Annotated in this window: 18 protein-coding genes; 12 read left to right on the forward strand and 6 right to left on the reverse strand. The window is 60.0% G+C overall.

Going from position 1 to position 17,931, the window contains the following annotated elements:
* The first annotated feature begins 64 nt into the window (after positions 1-64).
* Positions 65-571: a hypothetical protein gene (locus ACFWXH_RS12715; RefSeq protein WP_379120626.1), complete on the forward strand. Its 507-nt coding sequence runs from the start codon at positions 65-67 to the stop codon at positions 569-571.
* 72 nt (positions 572-643) lie between these two features.
* Here ACFWXH_RS12715 and ACFWXH_RS12720 read toward each other — a convergent pair whose 3' ends face one another.
* Positions 644-1,525 (reverse strand): DMT family transporter, encoded by an 882-nt coding sequence (locus ACFWXH_RS12720; RefSeq protein WP_379120628.1) that lies wholly within the window; start codon positions 1,523-1,525, stop codon positions 644-646.
* Positions 1,526-1,602: 77 nt separating this feature from the next.
* Complete coding sequence (locus ACFWXH_RS12725; RefSeq protein WP_379120630.1) at positions 1,603-2,967, reverse strand: DNA polymerase IV; 1,365 nt, start codon at positions 2,965-2,967, stop codon at positions 1,603-1,605.
* Between the two features lie 64 nt (positions 2,968-3,031).
* On the opposite strand from ACFWXH_RS12725, the gene ACFWXH_RS12730 reads away from it, so the two are divergent.
* The gene (locus tag ACFWXH_RS12730) at positions 3,032-3,613 is read left to right on the forward strand and encodes a GNAT family N-acetyltransferase (protein WP_379120632.1); all 582 of its coding nucleotides are present in this window, start codon (positions 3,032-3,034) and stop codon (positions 3,611-3,613) included.
* Between the two features lie 166 nt (positions 3,614-3,779).
* Positions 3,780-5,393, forward strand: a complete 1,614-nt coding sequence (locus ACFWXH_RS12735) for a hypothetical protein (protein ID WP_379120634.1) — start codon at positions 3,780-3,782, stop codon at positions 5,391-5,393.
* 101 nt (positions 5,394-5,494) lie between these two features.
* Here ACFWXH_RS12735 and ACFWXH_RS12740 read toward each other — a convergent pair whose 3' ends face one another.
* Both ACFWXH_RS12740 and ACFWXH_RS12745 read right to left on the reverse strand, forming a co-directional pair.
* Positions 5,495-6,148 (reverse strand): hypothetical protein, encoded by a 654-nt coding sequence (locus ACFWXH_RS12740; RefSeq protein WP_379120636.1) that lies wholly within the window; start codon positions 6,146-6,148, stop codon positions 5,495-5,497.
* Positions 6,145-6,447 (reverse strand): DUF3572 domain-containing protein, encoded by a 303-nt coding sequence (locus ACFWXH_RS12745; protein ID WP_379120638.1) that lies wholly within the window; start codon positions 6,445-6,447, stop codon positions 6,145-6,147. Before ACFWXH_RS12745 ends, ACFWXH_RS12740 begins: the two co-directional genes overlap by 4 nt.
* A 241-nt stretch (positions 6,448-6,688) precedes the next feature.
* Here ACFWXH_RS12745 and ACFWXH_RS12750 point away from each other — a divergent pair, with 241 nt between their 5' ends.
* Entirely contained in the window at positions 6,689-7,060 is a 372-nt protein-coding gene (locus tag ACFWXH_RS12750) for a response regulator (protein WP_024926172.1), read from the forward strand.
* A gap of 33 nt (positions 7,061-7,093) precedes the next feature.
* A complete protein-coding gene (locus ACFWXH_RS12755; RefSeq protein WP_054310982.1) occupies positions 7,094-8,467 on the forward strand; it encodes a PleD family two-component system response regulator in 1,374 nt (457 codons plus the stop codon).
* 417 nt (positions 8,468-8,884) lie between these two features.
* Here ACFWXH_RS12755 and rpmG read toward each other — a convergent pair whose 3' ends face one another.
* Both rpmG and ACFWXH_RS12765 read right to left on the reverse strand, forming a co-directional pair.
* Complete coding sequence (gene rpmG / locus ACFWXH_RS12760) at positions 8,885-9,052, reverse strand: 50S ribosomal protein L33 (protein ID WP_006201775.1); 168 nt, start codon at positions 9,050-9,052, stop codon at positions 8,885-8,887.
* A gap of 153 nt (positions 9,053-9,205) precedes the next feature.
* On the reverse strand, positions 9,206-11,104 hold the full coding sequence (locus ACFWXH_RS12765; protein ID WP_379120642.1) for an LTA synthase family protein: 1,899 nt from the start codon (positions 11,102-11,104) through the stop codon (positions 9,206-9,208).
* Positions 11,105-11,372: 268 nt separating this feature from the next.
* Here ACFWXH_RS12765 and fabD point away from each other — a divergent pair, with 268 nt between their 5' ends.
* The 7 genes from fabD (at position 11,373) to gmk (ending at position 17,738) form a co-directional block, all read left to right on the forward strand.
* Positions 11,373-12,314 (forward strand): ACP S-malonyltransferase, encoded by a 942-nt coding sequence (gene fabD, locus ACFWXH_RS12770; protein WP_379120645.1) that lies wholly within the window; start codon positions 11,373-11,375, stop codon positions 12,312-12,314.
* Between the two features lie 51 nt (positions 12,315-12,365).
* Positions 12,366-13,103: a 3-oxoacyl-[acyl-carrier-protein] reductase gene (gene fabG, locus ACFWXH_RS12775; RefSeq protein ID WP_379120647.1), complete on the forward strand. Its 738-nt coding sequence runs from the start codon at positions 12,366-12,368 to the stop codon at positions 13,101-13,103.
* Between the two features lie 205 nt (positions 13,104-13,308).
* The gene (locus tag ACFWXH_RS12780) at positions 13,309-13,545 is read left to right on the forward strand and encodes an acyl carrier protein (protein WP_006203723.1); all 237 of its coding nucleotides are present in this window, start codon (positions 13,309-13,311) and stop codon (positions 13,543-13,545) included.
* Between the two features lie 34 nt (positions 13,546-13,579).
* The gene (gene fabF, locus ACFWXH_RS12785; RefSeq protein WP_379120649.1) at positions 13,580-14,842 is read left to right on the forward strand and encodes a beta-ketoacyl-ACP synthase II; all 1,263 of its coding nucleotides are present in this window, start codon (positions 13,580-13,582) and stop codon (positions 14,840-14,842) included.
* Between the two features lie 111 nt (positions 14,843-14,953).
* Positions 14,954-16,168 carry an endolytic transglycosylase MltG gene (gene mltG, locus ACFWXH_RS12790; RefSeq protein ID WP_379120651.1) on the forward strand — a complete coding sequence of 405 codons (1,215 nt, stop codon included), beginning with the start codon at positions 14,954-14,956 and terminating at the stop codon, positions 16,166-16,168.
* Between the two features lie 22 nt (positions 16,169-16,190).
* Complete coding sequence (locus tag ACFWXH_RS12795) at positions 16,191-17,081, forward strand: YicC/YloC family endoribonuclease (protein WP_379120653.1); 891 nt, start codon at positions 16,191-16,193, stop codon at positions 17,079-17,081.
* 3 nt (positions 17,082-17,084) lie between these two features.
* Entirely contained in the window at positions 17,085-17,738 is a 654-nt protein-coding gene (gene gmk, locus ACFWXH_RS12800; protein WP_054310975.1) for a guanylate kinase, read from the forward strand.
* Positions 17,739-17,931: the final 193 nt, after the last annotated feature.

Genomic DNA, 17,931 nt, shown 5'->3' on the forward strand with positions numbered 1-17,931 from the left:
ACTGAAATACACGATGCCGAAAAGCGGTGCAGGGGGCTCTCGTGATTCAAGGGGAAGAGAACGAATGTCGATCCGCCTTTGCCTGACCGCCGCGCTGGCCACGCTGTTGCTCGCGCAACCGACGAACGCCGCGGAACCTGCCTTCCTCACCACACTGGGTGGCAAATGGACCGGCAAGGGCAGTTTCCGCGTCAACACCAAGGCTCCGGCGGTCAGTGTTTCCTGTTCCTTCGCCGCCAAATCAAGCACTGTCTCGCTTACGCTCGATGGCAAATGCCGCGGCATGGTGCTCATCTCGCGCAGCATCGGTGTCCGCCTGAAAGCCGATGGCCAGCGTTACGGCGGCACCTATATCGGCTCAAGAACCGGTCCCGCTGCGCTTTCCGGCCAACGCCGAGGGGATGTTCTCAACCTCGGCATCCGCTGGGCCAAGCCGGTCAATGGCGACCGGAGCGCCGAAATGCGGGTCGAAAAGCTTGGCCAGAATGCCATGCGTATCGTCACCATCGACAAGGATGCGACGACGGGCAAGTCGGTGGTCACGGCCCAAGTCGATCTGAAACGTAACTGATCTTGGAGCGTTTCCGTTTTCACAGAAACGCGGAAACGCTCCAGTTTTTTGCTTTGACGCAATCCCGTTTGGTCAGTCTGCCGTTGCTGCTGCCATTTTTGCTGAACGGCGTGGCAGATTGAGCAGATTGCCCATCAGGATGAGTACGGCGCCGCCTGCGGTGAAGGCGTCGATTTGCTCCTGATAGAGCAGCCATCCGATCAGTGCCGATAGCGGCACGCGCAGGAAATCCATCGGCGAGATCAAGGTCGCGTCCGCGTAGGTAAGCGCTCGCGCCATACAGAAATGCGAGGACATACCGGTGAAACCGATGACGAACAGCCACGGCCAGATTTCGGGAGGCGGGTTACGCCACTCGATGAGGGCAGGGATCAGTCCCAGGACCGATTGCACCACCAGCATCCAGAAAATGATGCGCACCACGCTGTCGGTGCGCGTGAGCGCCTTGACCATCACTACTGAGGCGCCGAAGAACACGGCTGCGCCCAGCACGATGAGATGGCCCGGCTCGATCGAGCCGGTGCTCGGCCGCACGATGATGATCACGCCGATCAAGCCGAGGACGATCGAGGCGATGCGAAACCGATTCAGCCTTTCGCCGAGGAAAAGCACCGCCAGCAGCGCGGTCCAGATCGGTGTCGTGAACTCGATGGAGACCAGCACGCCGAGCGGTATCAGCGTTAAAGCATAGAGCCATGCGCCTTGGCCGACATAGTGGACGATATTGCGCGCGAGATGCAGCGGCAGTCTTCGCGATGCCATGGCTGCAAAGCCACCTCTGGCCAGAACCAGCGGCAGCAGGATGAACCAGCCAATCACAGAGCGCAGTTCCAGCACCTGAAAGACACTGAGCACGCTGGTTGTCATACGCCCCGCGACCGACATCAGCAGGAAGGACGCGATCGACAGCGCCATCCAGAATGCGGCTTTGGGAATCGAGGGGGCCGGTGCCATGTGCGATTGTCTGGCAGATCGGTGGTCGCACCACAATCGCTAGGCCAGCCTTTCGCATGAGCCAAGCGACGAGGATTTCAGATGCGCTCCCAGGGGTGCTGGACTTCAGGGCCTTCATCTTCGTCGGGACGGGCAGGGCGGCCGCGATGACCTTTGCCGAAGGTGTAGCCAGTCTCCACTGCCTTGCGTCCGAACTTGTCGCGCAAAGTATCGATCGCGCCTTCGGCCAGCGCGCGCTTGCGCGACTGCAGGTCGACAAGATCAGGCGGATCGGCCTTTTCATCATTGGAGAGATCGCTGACGCCGACACCCAGAAGCCGATATTTGGTGCCGTCGGTTTCCCTGCGCAGCAGATCGAGCCCCGTTGAGAATATGCGGTCTGCAAGGCGGGTTGGATCGCCAAGCTGGCGGTTGCGGGTGCGGGTCTTGAAATCGTGAGTCTTGAGCTTGAGCACGACCGTGCGGCCGGCAATGCCGGCTTTCTTCAGGCGCGCCGAGACTTTTTCAGACAGGGCACGCAGCACCGGCACAAGGTCATCCATCGTGGCCAGGTCGGTGTCAAAGGTGGTTTCGGCAGAGACGCTCTTGGCGTCGTGATCTGGTTCGACGCGGCGATCGTCCTGGCCACGTGACAGCCGGTAGAGCCGATCGCCCATGACGCCGTAACGGCCCATGAGGTCGCCGCGCTCCATCTTCTGCAACTGACCGATCATGCGGATACCGTCGCGTGCCAGGACTTCGGCAAAAGCCTTGCCCACCCCCCAGATCATGGTCACGGGCTGCTCGGCGAGGAAGGTAACGGCCTCCTCCCTGCCGATCACCGCGAAGCCGCGGGGTTTGCGGAAATCGGACGCGATCTTGGCCAGGAACTTGCAATATGAAAGTCCGGCCGAAACGGAGATGCCGATGTCTTTTTCGACCGCCTGTGAGAAGCGCGCCAATACCATGGCAGGGGGCAGACCATGCAGCTTTTCCGTGCCGGCCAGATCGAGAAAGGCTTCATCGATCGAGATCGGTTCCACTTGCGGGGTGAGTGCCAGCATCATGGCGCGCACCTCGCGCCCGACGCGCACGTATTTTTCCATGTCCGGCTTGATGACGACCGCCTCGGGGCAGGCCTCGAGAGCCTTGAACATCGGCATCGCCGAGCGCACGCCCTGGATGCGGGCGATGTAGCAGGCTGTCGACACGACGCCACGCTTGCCGCCGCCGATGATCACCGGCTTGTCGCGCAAGGCCGGATTGTCGCGTTTTTCAACGGCTGCGTAGAAGGCGTCACAGTCGATATGGGCAATATGCAGCCGGTGGAGTTCGGGGTGACGGACGACGCGGGGACTGCCGCAACGCTCGCACCGCATCGTCCTGCTGCGCTGGGGCGTCAGGCAGTCGCGACAAAAACCATGCTCGGGATCGTTGACAGGTGCCGCCATCACTGCGAACATAAAGAGAACAAGTGCAAGCTAGTCTACACGGCCGGGACACGCAATGCGACCGGAGGGACAAGTCATGAACATCGAAATCCACCCTTTGACGCCGGATTTCTGGCCTCAGTTCGAAGATCTGTTTGGCAAGCAGGGTGCATGCTACGGTTGCTGGTGCACACATTTCAGGCTGCCACCGGCTATGCGCCGGGCGAGTAACCGACAAAGCAACAAGGATCACATCAAGGCGCGCATCGAAGCCGGGCCGCCACCCGGCTTGTTGGCGGTGGAGGATGGTACCGCGCATGGCTGGATGCAGATCGGGCCGCGCGCCGACATTCCCGAATGGAACAACAAGGGAAGGGGATCCGCGCCGGTCCAGCCCTCGGATGCGGATGATCTCGGCGTCTGGGCAATTTCGTGCTTCTTCATCCGCATGAAAATGCGTGGCCAAGGTCTGACCCACCGGCTTGTTTCTGGCGGCATTGACTTTGCGCGGAGCCGCGGCGCACGGCAGATCGAGGCTTGCCCGATCGATCTCTCGCGCGATTCGCGCTCGCTCGGTCTTTTCGTGGGCTCATCCCGGGTCTTCGAAAAGGCCGGCTTCGAACGGCTTGTCGAGCGTAAGGCAGGACGCCCGTTGATGCGGCTGGTCCTAACATCCTGAAGAAACAAAAGCCGGGGCTCGTTGCCCTGTGTTTTGCGTTGGCTCTGGCCCTGCGCCAGTTTGGTGCGGATTGTCATGTCGCCTTGTGGTTGTGGCGGTAATTTCCTACGAAGGAGCCGATTGGAGCGGGTTTTCCCGTTACCTTGAATAGAAGTGGAGACCATAAGTGCGCCGCATATTGACGACTGTTTCCGCTCTGGCGATCTGCGCTCCGGCTTTTGGCCAGGGCATCGATAGCCAGGGTGCAGCTCAGGTTCAGAAGGATATTTCCCGCTACTTCGGCAGCCAGGCTTTCGAAAAGGGCGTGATCAAGGTCGAGCCGAAAGGCGACGCCTATCAGCTTACGATCGATTTCAAGGCACTTGTGAATGCGTTCCCCAAGCAGGATTTCGTCAAATTCGACGTGCCTGCCTATGTGCTCGCGGTGAAGCCACGCACCGACGGCAGTTGGGATGTGTCCAGCGTGCTGCCTGCCAAGGGAACGTTCGAGGTAAAAACTCCCGAAGGACAGCAGAATACCGAGATCGAGATCAAGGACGGAAAGTTCTCCGGTCTTTACGATCCGGCTCTGGCGGCGTTCACCGCCGTGACATCGTCGATGGCCGGCATGACCATGACGTCGAAGGACCCGAAATCGAACGTGCAGGCAAGCGCAGGTGCCACCACGATGACGGGAACGGGCGCAAAGGCTGCGGATGGTGGCGTCGATTTCACCATGAACCAGACTGTGGCCGATTTCAGCGAGACGGTGACGATCGACGATCCTGAAAGTGGCATGAAAGTCCCGCTGACCTTCCATTCGCCGAGCTTTGCTGTGGATGCGACAGCAAAGGGGCTACGCAGCCGTGCCATACTGGATCTTGTCGCCTTTGGCGTCGCCAACCAGGAAGAAGCCAAGGTCAAGGCGAATCAGGCGGAATTGAAGACGCTGCTTCTGGCTGCGCTGCCGGTCTGGCAGCGTTTCGATGGCGCCTACAATTTCAGGGATTTCAAGGTCGGTACGCCGCTCGGCGAGTTCGGGATGACCGAGATGGTCGCCAAATTCGGCGCCGATGGCGTGAGCCAGAATGGCAAACTGAGCTATGGCCTCAAGGCCAGCGGCCTTACCGTGCCCGCGATCGCCGCGCAGATGTTGCCGGCATGGAGTGTCTCGCTATTGCCGACTGACATCGAACTCAACTTCGGTGGCTCCAATCTCGATCTCGATACAATGGCCAGAAAGGCCATCGACACGTTCGACTTGACCAAGGAGCCGCCGCTGCCCGAAGATTTCGGCGACAAGATCGGGGCAGAGTTCCTGGCCAAATCGCCGAAGGTGTTGATAGAGCCCAGCATCATCAAGAACAAGGATACCGAGATTGCATTCAACGGCGAGGTTCGCTTTCCGTTCGACAAGCCGGATCCGACCAAGAAGCCGGACATGGATCTGACCATTACGGTGTCGGGCTATGACAAGATCGTCGAAAAGCTGCAAGAGGCTGCCAAGACGACGCCGGATGCCAGCAACGCGGTCGCAGCGGCATTGGCGATGAAGGGGTTTGCCAAGACATTGCCGGATGGCCGCATTGAATGGGCGTTGAATGCCAAGCCGGACGGCACTGTTGTTGTCAACGGCGTCACCGTGAAGGCTGCTGACCCGGTCGTCGATCCTTCCCAGGAAGGCGTGACCGACGATGAAGCGATTCAGGAAGAAGGCACCGATCCGGCGCAGGATACCACCGAACCTTCGGAAGGAGCGGATCAGCCGGAGCAGGCTCCACAGCAACCTGCGCAACAGTAAGAAATCGGCTAAGGGCAGCCTTGCCGCATGAATCAAAAAGCCCCGCTTGATACGCCAAGCGGGGCTTTTTGATTGAGATGTCCTCGAGTTGCGTAAGTTTCCTAAATGCCCAGCGCATGCGCAATCTTCGGGGCCGCTTCATGCCAATCCTGTACGACGATCAGATCGTCGGGCAGCGGCGGCAGGAATGCGCGCAGCGAGTTATCGGCCATCAGATGGAACAGGTGCGCGTCGATGACCGAACCCCGTGCTGAAATCAGGTTGTTGGGCTGGTCGTCGACGAAGGCGACAGGGCGTCCCTTGTCGCCGCGAAGCTTCGCCACAGCCGGCCCTTTGGCCATTTCGGTGGTGAGCAGCGGATAGCGAAGTCCGAGCTGGTCGAGATGCGCGCGCCGCGCTGAGCGATGCTTGTGCGGCATTGCTGTCAGAAGCACGATCTCTGCCCGTTCTTCCAGCGAACGCAGCGTGTCCGCGACGCCTTCGGCCAGATATTGCCATTCGGCCTGACCGGCGAAGAAATCGTCGAGCAGGGTATGCACTTCGTGCTGCTCCGCCACGCGTCCCGTGGCCTTCTCTGCGACATTGCCGGTCAAGCGGAACGAAGCGAAGGTCAGGTCATAGCCGCGGACCTCCAGAAAACGCGGAAACGGCCGGATGAATTCAAGGATCACGTCATCGACATCGAGTACCAGCAGGGGCCGATCATCGCTTGCCAATTCCGCGATCTGGCGGGCTGTCTCGGGGTCATCGCTCATGTCGAACGCTCATAGTCATCTTGGTTGCCGAGGGGCAGGGCGCGTAGCGCCTTGCCCACTGATGCCGGCGCTGTGCCGGTTTCTTCACAGAAGCGCATCAAGGTCGGCTCGTGCGCCAGAACGAATTGCAATACGCCGGCGAGAAAGCCGGGTTCGGTGGCTGCGCGCCGGATGGAACTTGCCTCGATACCGGTGATCGCCAGGAAGCGCGGCAGGAGTTCAGCATCGCCGGCAACGAAAGCCAGCGCATCGATCGCAAGAGCCTCAGCCTGTTCGCGCATTGACGCTGCGTCTGCCATCGCTACCTTTGATTCCGACAATGGTTATGAGTCTGCGTCCCGAAGTAGTCACAAGCTCTGCCCAGGGCAAGGCTTGTGTCGCGTTCCTATTGTTTTGTTGCAGGCAAGCCGATCGGATTTCGGGCCGCCGGTTTGCGTTTCGTCAATCATCTCGCGCTAAAGTAAAACCGGGTTTTGGGCGCTCTCTGTTGGAGCGCATTGCGACGGTTTCCGCGCGGGAGCGCCGTCGGAGCGGGAAAATATGCCGAAGAAGGTAATGATCGTCGAAGACAACGAGCTCAACATGAAGCTCTTTCGCGACCTCATCGAGGCCAGTGGCTACGAAACCGTGCGCACTCGCAACGGCCTCGAGGCATTGGATCTGGCGCGCAAGCACCGGCCTGACTTGATCCTCATGGATATCCAACTGCCGGAGGTTTCGGGGCTCGAGGTGACCAAATGGCTGAAGGAGGACGACGAATTGCACGTCATTCCGGTCATTGCCGTCACAGCTTTCGCCATGAAGGGGGATGAGGAACGCATCCGTCAAGGCGGTTGCGAGGCTTACATCTCCAAGCCGATTTCGGTGCCGCGCTTCATTGAGACTGTAAAATCCTATCTGGGTGATGCCTGATGGTTGCCCGATGTTTGCCCGGAGCCGCGTGAGATGACAGCCCGTATTCTTGTCGTCGACGACGTGCCGGCCAATGTGAAGCTGCTCGAGGTTCGGCTTCTGGCCGAGTATTTCGACGTGCTGACGGCGTCGAGCGGCCCGGATGCGATTGAAACCTGCGAAAACGGCAAGGTCGACGTCGTTTTGCTCGACGTGATGATGCCGGACATGGATGGGTTCGAGGTCTGCCGCCGGCTGAAAAGCGATCCGGCGACCTCGCATATTCCGGTCGTCATGGTCACCGCGCTGGACCAGATCACCGACCGTGTGCGCGGGCTGGAGGCTGGTGCCGACGATTTCCTGACCAAGCCAGTCAATGACCTGCAACTGATGACGCGGGTAAAGAGCCTCGTTCGGCTGAAGATGTTGACCGACGAGCTGCGCCTGCGGGCTTCGACCACGCAAAACATCGGCATTGAGGAATTGCTGAGCCGCAGTTTGGCCGATGAGGATTCGCTTCCCAAGGTTCTTTTGATCGACGAGCGCCAGAGCTCAACTGAACGTATTCAGAAAGTGCTGCGCAACAAGGCGGCGCTGGATACGGTCAAAGACCCGCATGCCGGCTTTTTCCAGGCAGCCGAAACGCCTTACGAATGCATCCTCGTTTCCACCGATTTCACCGATTTCGATCCGCTCCGGCTCTGCTCGCAGTTGCGTTCGCTCGATCGCACGCGCTTCGTGCCGATCATGCTGCTGGCAGATCCCGGTGAGGAAGATCGCGTCATTCGCGGACTGGAACTGGGCATCAACGATTACCTTACCCGGCCGATCGATCCGCACGAGCTGACGGCGCGGTTGCGCACGCAGGTGCGCCGCAAGCGCTACAACGACCAATTGCGAGCCTCTGTAACACAGACGATCGAGATGGCGGTAACCGACGGTCTGACCGGCCTTCACAATCGCCGCTATCTCGATAGCCATCTGCAGACACTGTTCGACCGGGCGGTGGCGCGCCGGCGCCCGTTGTCGCTCATGATCACCGACCTCGATCGCTTCAAGGCGATCAACGATACCTATGGCCACGATGGCGGCGATGATGTGTTGCGCGAATTTGCTCATCGGCTGCGTAAGAATGTGCGCGGCATCGACCTGGCCTGCCGCTTTGGTGGTGAGGAATTCGTGGTCGTGATGCCGGACACGGAAGGTGCGGTCGCGGAAAAGGTGGCTGAGCGTATTCGCGCCGAAATCGCCCGCTCACCCTTCGCGGTCGGGCGCGAAGGCAAGACTGCTGAAATTACCATAAGCGTTGGCGTTTCGTGTCTGCTCAAGGGGGCGGACACGGTGAACGATCTGATCAAGCGGGCAGATATCGCCCTGTATGAAGCCAAGAACAGCGGCCGCAACCGGGTGGTGGCAAAGGCTGCGTAGTGTGGGAGAGAAGCCGGCCGTTTGGCCGGTAACGCTAGCAATTTACCTTACCAGCGCGAATCTTAGGTGCGTGGTTAAGAAAGTATTGCTTTTCATCAGCGCTTGCGCAAATGTGCAGCCGCTAACGAGGAACTGTTCGGTGCGGGGGCGATGCCGGCACGTTCCATTGATACCCCATGATGCTCAGGTCCGCCGCATCTCCTGGGTCCGTGGGGTCGGCCGGCCGGCGTTGGCATATAGTGGCCTCCTCGTACCGCTGCCATCCGCCGACCGGCCCCCTTATTCTTCTTCGAATTATTGAGCCACCATGTCTTGGCGAGCCATACGCCTTGGGCAGGGAGAGGGCTTGTCTCGCGAAACCGCGCAAACAAAAACGCCGCCCTGGGGCGGCGTTCGGCATTCCAGTTGGAAACCAGATTACTTGATCTTGGTTTCCTTGAATTCGACGTGCTTCTTTGCAACCGGGTCGTACTTGCGGAACGACAGCTTGTCGGTCTTCGTGCGGCTGTTCTTGCTCGTCACATAGAAGAAGCCGGTATCGGCGGTCGACAGAAGCTTGATCTTTATGTTCGCGGCTTTGGCCATGGTGTTCGTCCGTTAATTGTCTGGAGTTCGAGCCGCTGGAACACGGGGAAAACACCCGGACGCGGAAAACTTGGCCGGACACATAAAGAATGCTTCCGGAAAGTCAAGTCCGCGCGGGGGTTGTTGCCCGATATCGCCGGCTGTCGATGCTCGTCAGCTCGTGTGGGCGACCAGCCGATTTATGGTCTCGGGGAAGAAATCCCGAGCCGACCAGCGCTTGCCGAACATCATGTCGTACTGCAGATAACGATAGTCGCGTACCAGCGGCTCGATCTGCTTTTGTCTTGCCCAGTCGACGGTCGCTTCGTTGTCTGTGGCAAGCAGGACGTTGCGATCGATCGCGCTATATCGTTTGCTGACCTCGCCAAGGAAGCCTGTGTAATAGGGGTGCGTGATGCCGGCGGCCTTGAGCAGATGATAGGGTAGGAGTGCCGGACTGACCGAGCCAATATCCTTGGCAAGGCCCGTGCGGTTTGACCATACGACCAGCGGCGTTTCGCGGTGCAGCTTCATCTGGTCAGGCGCTTCCCTGCGCGGCGCGACATTGTCTTTGAGGAAGCCAGTTTCCACGTAGACCGGCCCCAGCGGCGGCAGGTGATCCCCGAAAAAGACGATCACGGTCGGGCGATCGCGCTTTTCGGCCCAATCAACCAAGCGTTTCAGATTGCGGTCGGCATCGGCCGCACCTTCCGCGTAAGAGAGAAGCGAATCCTTTGCCCACTGGCTGATCGGCGCTTCCACAGTGTGAGAGGCGTCGAAGTAGCGATTGGGTTCGTAGGGGCCATGATTCTGAAGGCTCACGGCGAAATAGAAGAATGGTTCGTCGGATGCATCGGCCGCGGAAATGAGCTTGTCAGTCATCGCTTTGTCGGAAGCGAGCGGCCCACGCTTTTCCATATAGGGCATGGTCTCTTCCGACTGGAAATCGTCGAAGCCGAAATCGGTGTAAACTGCCGTGCGGTTCCAGAACCAGTTGGTTCCGGGGTGGAATGCCCTGGCGGAATAGCCCTCACTCTTCAGGAAGGTGGCAAGCGAAGGTACCGGCGCGCGCACATACTGCTGGTAGGGGATCGATCCCGCCGGCAGGAAGGCGTTGGAGAACCCGGTCAGTGCTTCAAACTCGACATTGGCGGTCATGCCGCCGAATTCCGGCGACAGCATCGAGCCCGAACGAAGCTGGCGCACGGCTGCGACCGGGTCGGGCTTGATCGAGACGCCAGGCAGAATGGTGGGATCCCAGAACGATTCGCTCATCACCATGATGATGTCGGGTTTCTGCTCCGGCACCGTCGCACCAGCCTCGGGTCTGGCGATGGCTGCAATCGCTTTTTCCGAATAGCCGGCTGGCGCGCCGACATGTGCCATAGGCACGTTGAGGGCAAAAGCGAGCGCGAAGCCGTTGGAATTGTAGTTTTCCTTCTGATCCCACATCATCGGGATGATCTGCAGGCGGTCGCGCGTCCACGAGAAGGTCGCGTAATCCATGATCGAGACAAAGAAGGCGAGGAGCGGGATTGCAACCGTCAGGCGCGCCAGCCGCGCTTTGTAGCGCAGCGCAGGCGTGCGGCGGCGCCAACTGCGCCACAGCATCACCATTAGAGCCAATGTCGCGGCAATGCCGGTTGCCAGCGCCACGCCGGTCCAGGGCCGCTCGCGTACCAAAAGCGGCATCAGTTCGACGATCTGGCGCGCATAAAGGAAGTCGGTCGGATAGAGCGGATCACCGAGATAGCGCGATTTCTGGTGGCCAATGAAGGCCAGGGCCAGGGTCAGCGGCGCAAAAATCATCAGACTTTGATGATTGCGTCCGAGCAACGCATCGAGGCCGATCAGGATGAGCGTGAACAGGATGATCGTTGTCCAGCCCGGCTTGAATGGCTGAAGGAAAAAGCCGAAAGTGGCCGCAAGGTCGCCACGGAAGATCAACTCGATGGCGAACACCAACACCGCTGAAGCCGCCAGAGTTACCAGGCAATAGCGCAGCGCACGCCTTTCCTCGCCCGGCTCAAAGCCGGGGGCAGCGGTATTATACTTATGCTTCGGCGCGTTCATGCCGCTCCCTGACCATCCCTTCGCCAACTCACCAGTCCCCCGACCGCAAAACCCGTCACGCAACTGTCACTCAAATGTCACAAAAAGCTAGCTCCTGTGGCGAAATTTAGAAGAGCCAGCAAACGAATCGTGTTCGATTTTCATCATGATTGATCGTCCCGAGTGGGCGGACGTGTTGTCCGGAAGGGGATGCGAAAGCCGCGTCGGGCTTGACTTGTCGGTCGGGCTTGCGCACAGGGCAGGCGAGATCAAGCAATTGGAGCTCTCTATGGCGGTCGCGTTCACCTTTCCAGGGCAAGGCAGCCAGTCGGTCGGCATGGGCAAGGATCTGGCTGACGCCTTTCCCGAATCCCGGCGCGTGTTCGAAGAGGTCGACGAGGCGCTCGGCGAAAAACTGTCCGCTTTGATCTGGGATGGACCAGAGGAGACGCTGACATTGACGGCCAATGCGCAACCGGCGCTGATGGCAGTCTCCCTGGCCGCTGTCCGCGCGCTGGAAGCACGTGGCTTCTCGCTGAAAGACAAGGTTGCCTACGTTGCCGGCCATTCGCTCGGCGAATATTCAGCGCTTGCCGCCGCCGGCTTCGTCTCGGTGGCCGATACGGCACGGCTCCTGCGCATTCGCGGCAACGCCATGCAGTCGGCGGTACCGGTGGGCGAGGGTGCCATGGCTGCGATCATCGGTCTTGAGCAGCCGGATGTCGAAGCAGCCTGTGTGGAAGCCGGTAAGGGTTCTGTCTGCCAGGTCGCCAATGACAATGGCGGTGGTCAATTGGTCATATCGGGCGCCAAGGCCGCTGTCGAACTCGCTGCCAGGCTTTGTACCGAGAAAGGCGCCAAGCGAGCGCTGATGCTGCAGGTGTCGGCACCATTCCATTCGGCGCTGATGGCGCCAGCCGCCGAAGCTATGCGTGAAGCTTTGGCCGGTGTCACCAAGAATGCGCCGGTCGTTCCTGTCGTCTCCAACGTTTCGGTTTCGCCGACGAGTGATCCGGAAACCATTGCGGCGCGGCTGGTCGAGCAGGTGACGGGCCGTGTGCGCTGGCGCGAGACCGTGGAATGGTTCGGTGCCAATGGCGTCACCACCCTCTACGAGATTGGCGCCGGCAAGGTGCTTTCTGGCCTGGCACGTCGCATCAATCGCGATATCGGCGTAGCCGCGGTCGGCAATCCTGCCGATGTCGATGCGGCCGTCGCGGCAATGGCCTGAGAAACCTGATGACCCCGCCCTGTGAAAGGGCGTGCTTGAAAGGGACGAAACATGTTTGATCTGACTGGCCGCAAGGCGCTCGTCACCGGGGCCACCGGCGGCATCGGCGAAGCCATCGCCAGGATATTGCATGCCCAGGGCGCGATCGTCGGCCTGCACGGGACACGTGTGGAAAAGCTCGAAACACTGGCTGGCGAGCTCGGCGACCGCGTCAAGTTGTTCCCGGCGAACCTATCCGATCGGGACGAGGTCAAGGCGCTGGGCCAGAAGGCCGAGGCCGATCTCGAGGGCGTCGATATCCTGGTCAACAACGCCGGCATCACCAAGGACGGCCTGTTCGTGCGAATGTCGGATGCCGACTGGGACAGCGTGATCGAGGTCAACCTGACCGCCGTCTTTCGCCTCACCCGGGAGCTCACACATCCGATGATGCGCCGCCGCTATGGCCGCATCATCAATATCACCTCTGTCGTGGGCGTCACCGGCAATCCTGGCCAGGCTAATTATTGTGCTTCCAAGGCCGGCATGATCGGCTTTTCCAAATCGCTGGCGCAAGAGATCGCCACCCGCAACGTCACCGTCAACTGCGTCGCCCCGGGCTTCATCGAATCGGCCATGACCGACAAGCTGAACGACAAGCAGAAAGAGGCGATCATGGCGGCGATTCCCGCCAAACGTATGGGAACGGGTAGCGAAGTAGCCTCCGCTGTCGCTTATCTCGCTTCGGAGGAAGCGTCCTATGTGACGGGGCAGACCATTCACGTCAACGGCGGCATGGCAATGATTTGACGTGCGGCCGCGCCCCGTCGCGGCTTTGGAAAAACGATGCTCGCGCCTTGGATGCCGAGCCGTTTTCGTGTAATGCGGCCCGCAACCCGGCGGTTCGGGCAAAAGCCGGCCTTAATTGTTGTGTTTAAGCCCGGCCTATCTTTCAGCTTGATTAGCGGCATTGTGCCCGCTAACGAAGACAGATCATAGAACGAAGGATGCCAACATGAGTGACACCGCAGAGCGCGTCAAAAAGATCGTTATCGAGCATCTGGGCGTCGATGCCGACAAGGTGACGGAGCAGGCCTCCTTCATCGACGATCTCGGCGCGGACAGCCTCGACACGGTTGAGCTTGTCATGGCGTTCGAGGAAGAGTTCGGCGTAGAGATCCCGGACGACGCGGCCGAGACCATTCTCACGGTCGGCGACGCCGTGAAGTACATCGACAAGGCCTCGGCCTGATCTTTCCGGCATAGGTCTTCGGGAAAGGCTTGGAATGAGGCGCGTCGTCGTTACGGGCCTCGGCCTGCTGTCGCCATATGGCGTTGGGGTCGAGCACGGTTGGCGGGAACTTCTGAGCGGTCGTAGTGCCGCCAGGCGTGTCACCGAGTTTGAGGTCGAAGACCTAGCCTGCAAGATCGCGCATGTTATTCCGCGCGGCAATGGCGAGAACGGCACCTTCAATCCGGAAGCCGTTCTCGAACCCAAGGAACTGCGCAAGATCGGCGACTTCATCCTGTACGGGATTGCAGCCGCCGACGAAGCGCTGAAGGATTCGGGCTGGCAGCCGAAAACCCACGAAGAACAATGCGCGACCGGCGTCATGATCGGTTCGGGTATTGGCGGCATCGAGGGCATCGCCGAAAACGCCCTCATCCTTCAAGAAAAGGGGCCTCGCCGTATCAGCCCCTTCTTCATTCCCGGACAGATCATCAATCTCGTCTCCGGACAGGTTTCGATCCGGCATGGGCTGAAAGGCCCCAACCACGCAGTGGTGACCGCCTGTTCGACCGGCGCGCACGCGATCGGCGACGCGGCACGGCTCATTCAATTCGGCGACGCCGACGTGATGGTGGCCGGTGGTGCCGAAGCTCCGGTCACGCGCCTATCGCTGGCTGGTTTTGCTGCTTGCCGCGCGCTTTCCACCGAACGCAACGAGACACCGGAAAAGGCGTCACGCCCTTATGATCGTGACCGTGACGGGTTCGTCATGGGCGAGGGTGCCGGTGTCGTGGTGTTGGAAGAGCTGGAGCACGCCAAGGCGCGCGGTGCCAAGATCTATGCCGAGGTCACCGGCTATGGCCTGACCGGCGATGCCTATCACATTACGGCGCCGGCCGAAGATGGCGACGGTGCTTTCCGCTGCATGACCGCTGCGCTAAAGCGCGCCAAGCTGACAGCCGCCGATATCGACTACATCAATGCGCATGGCACTTCGACCATGGCCGACACCATCGAACTGGGCGCCGTTGAACGCTTGGTCGGAAACGCCGCCTCGAAAGTGTCGATGTCATCCACCAAATCGTCGATCGGTCACCTGCTCGGTGCCGCTGGTGCCGCAGAAGCGATCTTTTCGGTTCTCGCCATCCGTGACAACATCGCGCCGGCCACAATCAACCTGGACAATCCCGAGCGCGAGACGGCGATCGATCTCGTTCCCAATACGCCGCGCAAGCGGCAGATCGATGTCGCATTGTCCAATTCCTTCGGCTTCGGAGGTACCAACGCATCGCTGGTCTTCCAGCGTTATAACGGCTGATTGACCGGTTTCGGCCGATCTCCCAACAGCCTTGAGACGGACGAATTCGTCATTTTTGCCATATTCCCCGCTATTCTTGGGGGATTCGTCGATAGGACATACGGTAGGGCCATGAACACTGTTCCGACGAACAACGAGGATGTCAGCCAAGCCGCCGCGCAGACCACGCCGATCATCCCCAAGACCGCCAACGAGGCGTTGCGTCCAGAAGCGGGTACGCCACCTCCGGTCAAGCGGTCACGGGCATCGCGCAGCCAGATCATCGTATTCATGAACTTCCTCATTTCCTGCGTCATGCTGGCGGTGCTGGCCGCTGGCGCGGCGGTCTATTTCGGCAGGCAGGAGTTTTTTGGCCAGGGCCCATCGGCCAATGGTGACACCTTCTTCGTCAAGCCGAACAGCGGCGTGCAGGATATTGCCGATCAGCTGGAACGGCGTGGCCTGATCAGCGATGCGCGTGTTTTCCGTCTCGGCGTGCGTGCCTATGGCAACGATCAGGCGCTCAAGGCCGGTGAATATGAGATCAAGCCGCGCGCCTCGATGCGCGAGATCATGAACCTTCTGAAGAGCGGCAAGTCGGTTATGTACTCACTGACTATTCCGGAAGGCTTGACCGTCCAGCAGGCATTTCAGCGCGTCGCCACCGAAGATGCGCTGACCGGCGATATGCCGGCCAGCCTGCCGCCGGAAGGTAGTCTTGCCACCGACACGCTGCGTTTCACGCGGGGCGCTACTCGCAAGCAGATGATCGACAAGCTTTCGGCCGATCAGAAGGAACTCGTCGAGGAAATCTGGAAACGCCGTTCGACCGACCTTCCACTGGCCAATATCGAAGAATTTGTCACGCTTGCCTCCATCGTTGAGAAAGAGACTGGTCGCAGCGACGAGCGCTCGCGGGTCGCAGCGGTGTTCCTGAACCGTTTGGGCAAGGGAATGCGGCTACAGTCCGATCCGACCATCATCTATGGCCTGTTCGGCGGCAAGGGCAAGCCCGGCGACCGGCCGATCTACCAGTCGGACATCGACAAGCAGACACCTTACAATACCTACCAGATCAATGGTCTGCCGCCGACGCCGATCGCCAATCCGGGACGTGCCTCGCTTGAGGCTGTGGCCAATCCGTCGAAGACGAAAGACCTCTACTTCGTTGCTGACGGCAATGGCGGACACGTGTTCGCAGCAACCCTTGACGAGCATAACCAGAACGTCACGCGCTATCGCGCCTTGATGAAAAAGCAGGCCGAGGAAGCAGCTAAGGCTGGAAATGCCACGCAGCCCGGCGCAAATGGTGATGCGACGGCAACTGGGACGAACACGGTCCAGTAAAGGTGCTTTGGGGCGCGGGGATATGAATTTGCAAAGCATGACTGGCTTCGCGCGCGCGGTCGGTGATCATCAGGGCACTGCCATTGCGTGGGAAGTAAAGTCGGTCAACGGCAAGAGTGTCGAAGCCCGGCTACGTCTTCCGCCAGGCTTCGATCGGCTTGAGCAGGTCGTTCGTCAGGCGGTGCAGAAACGCTTTGCGCGTGGAAACTTCCAAGCCACGCTGACTGTGGGACGTATGGGCAACCAGGCTGTTCAGCCGGTGGTCAATGAAGCTTTCCTGAGCGACATCGCTGGTCTTGCCAAGCGACTGCAGGAGCAGTTTGGCGTTGCGCCTGCGACCGCCGACGGATTGCTTGCCTTGCGCGGCGTGCTGGAGGTGCCGGAGGCGGCTGAGACCGAGGAGACACGGGCGGCGCTTGATGAGGCGATCGGAGAGACACTCGAAGAAGCCCTTGCAGGTCTTGTCAAGGCACGGCAGGGGGAGGGCGAAGCATTGCGCGCACTGCTTTCGGGCCAGCTCGACGCGATCGAAACATTGACGCTGCGTGCCGAAGCGGATCCATCGCGCCAGCCGGCAGTGATCCGTGAGCGGATTGCCGAACAGGTTCGGCTTTTGATGGATACCGGTGCGGGGTTGGATGAGACCAGGCTCCACATGGAAGCGGCCTTCCTTGCCACCAAGGCCGACATTCGCGAGGAAATCGACCGGCTGAAGACACACGTGTTTTCGGGCAGGGCGTTGCTTTCTGCCGGAGGTGCCATCGGTCGCAAGCTCGATTTTCTGGCGCAGGAATTCAATCGCGAATCGAATACTTTATGTTCGAAATCGAATGCTGCCGCAGTCACCGCGATCGGGTTGGAGCTGAAGGCCGTTGTCGACCAGTTTCGCGAACAGGTCCAGAATCTGGAGTAACAGATGGCCGTCAAGGACACCGGTTCCCGCATCCGCCGCCGGGGCCTGATGCTCGTTCTGTCGTCGCCCTCGGGGGCCGGCAAATCGACGATTGCGCGCAATCTCATCGAGAGCGACCAGGGCTTCGAACTTTCCGTGTCTGTCACCACGCGTCCGCGCCGTGGCAGCGAAATCGACGGTATTCACTACCATTTCCGTTCGCGCCGCGAGTTCGAACTGCTGCGCGACAATGATGAGCTGCTTGAATCGGCGGAAGTACACGGAAACTTTTATGCCACCCCGCGTGAACCCGCCGAGCGGGCCATGGCTGAAGGGCGCGATATGCTCTTCGATATCGACTGGCAAGGTGCGAAACAGCTTAAGGAGAAGATGCGCGGCGATATCGTTTCGGTCTTCATCCTGCCCCCGTCGATGAAAGAACTGAAGGCGCGGCTGAAGCGACGGGCGGAGGACCAGGAACAGGTCATCGAAACGCGGCTGAAGAATGCGCGTACCGAGATCGAGCACTGGACAGAATACGACTTCGTCATCGTCAATGACGATCTCGACCGCGCCTTCACCGAAGTGCGCTCCATCGTTGCCGCCGAACGCCTGCGCCGCGACCGCCGACCCGGGCTGTTTGACTTCGTCTCGGGTCTTCTGGACGAAGCCGTTTGAATTTGCGGCATCAAGGTTGAGCTTTCTTTCCCGGTAGATTGGTCACGTCCATAGCAATCGAGGCGTTCTCGACTCAGCGAAGCCTTGTTATGCTTTCGTTCGGCACTGGCCCGCGCCTCCGCCCTCCACTCGGGAAGCATAGTCCATGCGGGGCTCGACATTCATCGAACCAACTGTTCGAGCACCGCGCATA

Origin of the sequence: Mesorhizobium sp. NPDC059054 (assembly GCF_042739215.1) — a bacterium.
In the GTDB taxonomy this organism is placed as follows: domain Bacteria; phylum Pseudomonadota; class Alphaproteobacteria; order Rhizobiales; family Rhizobiaceae; genus Mesorhizobium.

Coding starts and splice junctions, on each gene's coding strand:
- ACFWXH_RS12715 (WP_379120626.1), top strand. CDS start 65: ATGTCGATCCGCCTTTGCCTGACCGCCGCGCTGGCCACGCTGTTGCTC.
- ACFWXH_RS12720 (WP_379120628.1), bottom strand. CDS start 1,525: ATGGCACCGGCCCCCTCGATTCCCAAAGCCGCATTCTGGATGGCGCTG.
- ACFWXH_RS12725 (WP_379120630.1), bottom strand. CDS start 2,967: ATGTTCGCAGTGATGGCGGCACCTGTCAACGATCCCGAGCATGGTTTT.
- ACFWXH_RS12730 (WP_379120632.1), top strand. CDS start 3,032: ATGAACATCGAAATCCACCCTTTGACGCCGGATTTCTGGCCTCAGTTC.
- ACFWXH_RS12740 (WP_379120636.1), bottom strand. CDS start 6,148: ATGAGCGATGACCCCGAGACAGCCCGCCAGATCGCGGAATTGGCAAGC.
- ACFWXH_RS12745 (WP_379120638.1), bottom strand. CDS start 6,447: ATGGCAGACGCAGCGTCAATGCGCGAACAGGCTGAGGCTCTTGCGATC.
- ACFWXH_RS12750 (WP_024926172.1), top strand. CDS start 6,689: ATGCCGAAGAAGGTAATGATCGTCGAAGACAACGAGCTCAACATGAAG.
- ACFWXH_RS12755 (WP_054310982.1), top strand. CDS start 7,094: ATGACAGCCCGTATTCTTGTCGTCGACGACGTGCCGGCCAATGTGAAG.
- rpmG (WP_006201775.1), bottom strand. CDS start 9,052: ATGGCCAAAGCCGCGAACATAAAGATCAAGCTTCTGTCGACCGCCGAT.
- ACFWXH_RS12765 (WP_379120642.1), bottom strand. CDS start 11,104: ATGAACGCGCCGAAGCATAAGTATAATACCGCTGCCCCCGGCTTTGAG.
- fabD (WP_379120645.1), top strand. CDS start 11,373: ATGGCGGTCGCGTTCACCTTTCCAGGGCAAGGCAGCCAGTCGGTCGGC.
- fabG (WP_379120647.1), top strand. CDS start 12,366: ATGTTTGATCTGACTGGCCGCAAGGCGCTCGTCACCGGGGCCACCGGC.
- ACFWXH_RS12780 (WP_006203723.1), top strand. CDS start 13,309: ATGAGTGACACCGCAGAGCGCGTCAAAAAGATCGTTATCGAGCATCTG.
- fabF (WP_379120649.1), top strand. CDS start 13,580: ATGAGGCGCGTCGTCGTTACGGGCCTCGGCCTGCTGTCGCCATATGGC.
- mltG (WP_379120651.1), top strand. CDS start 14,954: ATGAACACTGTTCCGACGAACAACGAGGATGTCAGCCAAGCCGCCGCG.
- ACFWXH_RS12795 (WP_379120653.1), top strand. CDS start 16,191: ATGAATTTGCAAAGCATGACTGGCTTCGCGCGCGCGGTCGGTGATCAT.
- gmk (WP_054310975.1), top strand. CDS start 17,085: ATGGCCGTCAAGGACACCGGTTCCCGCATCCGCCGCCGGGGCCTGATG.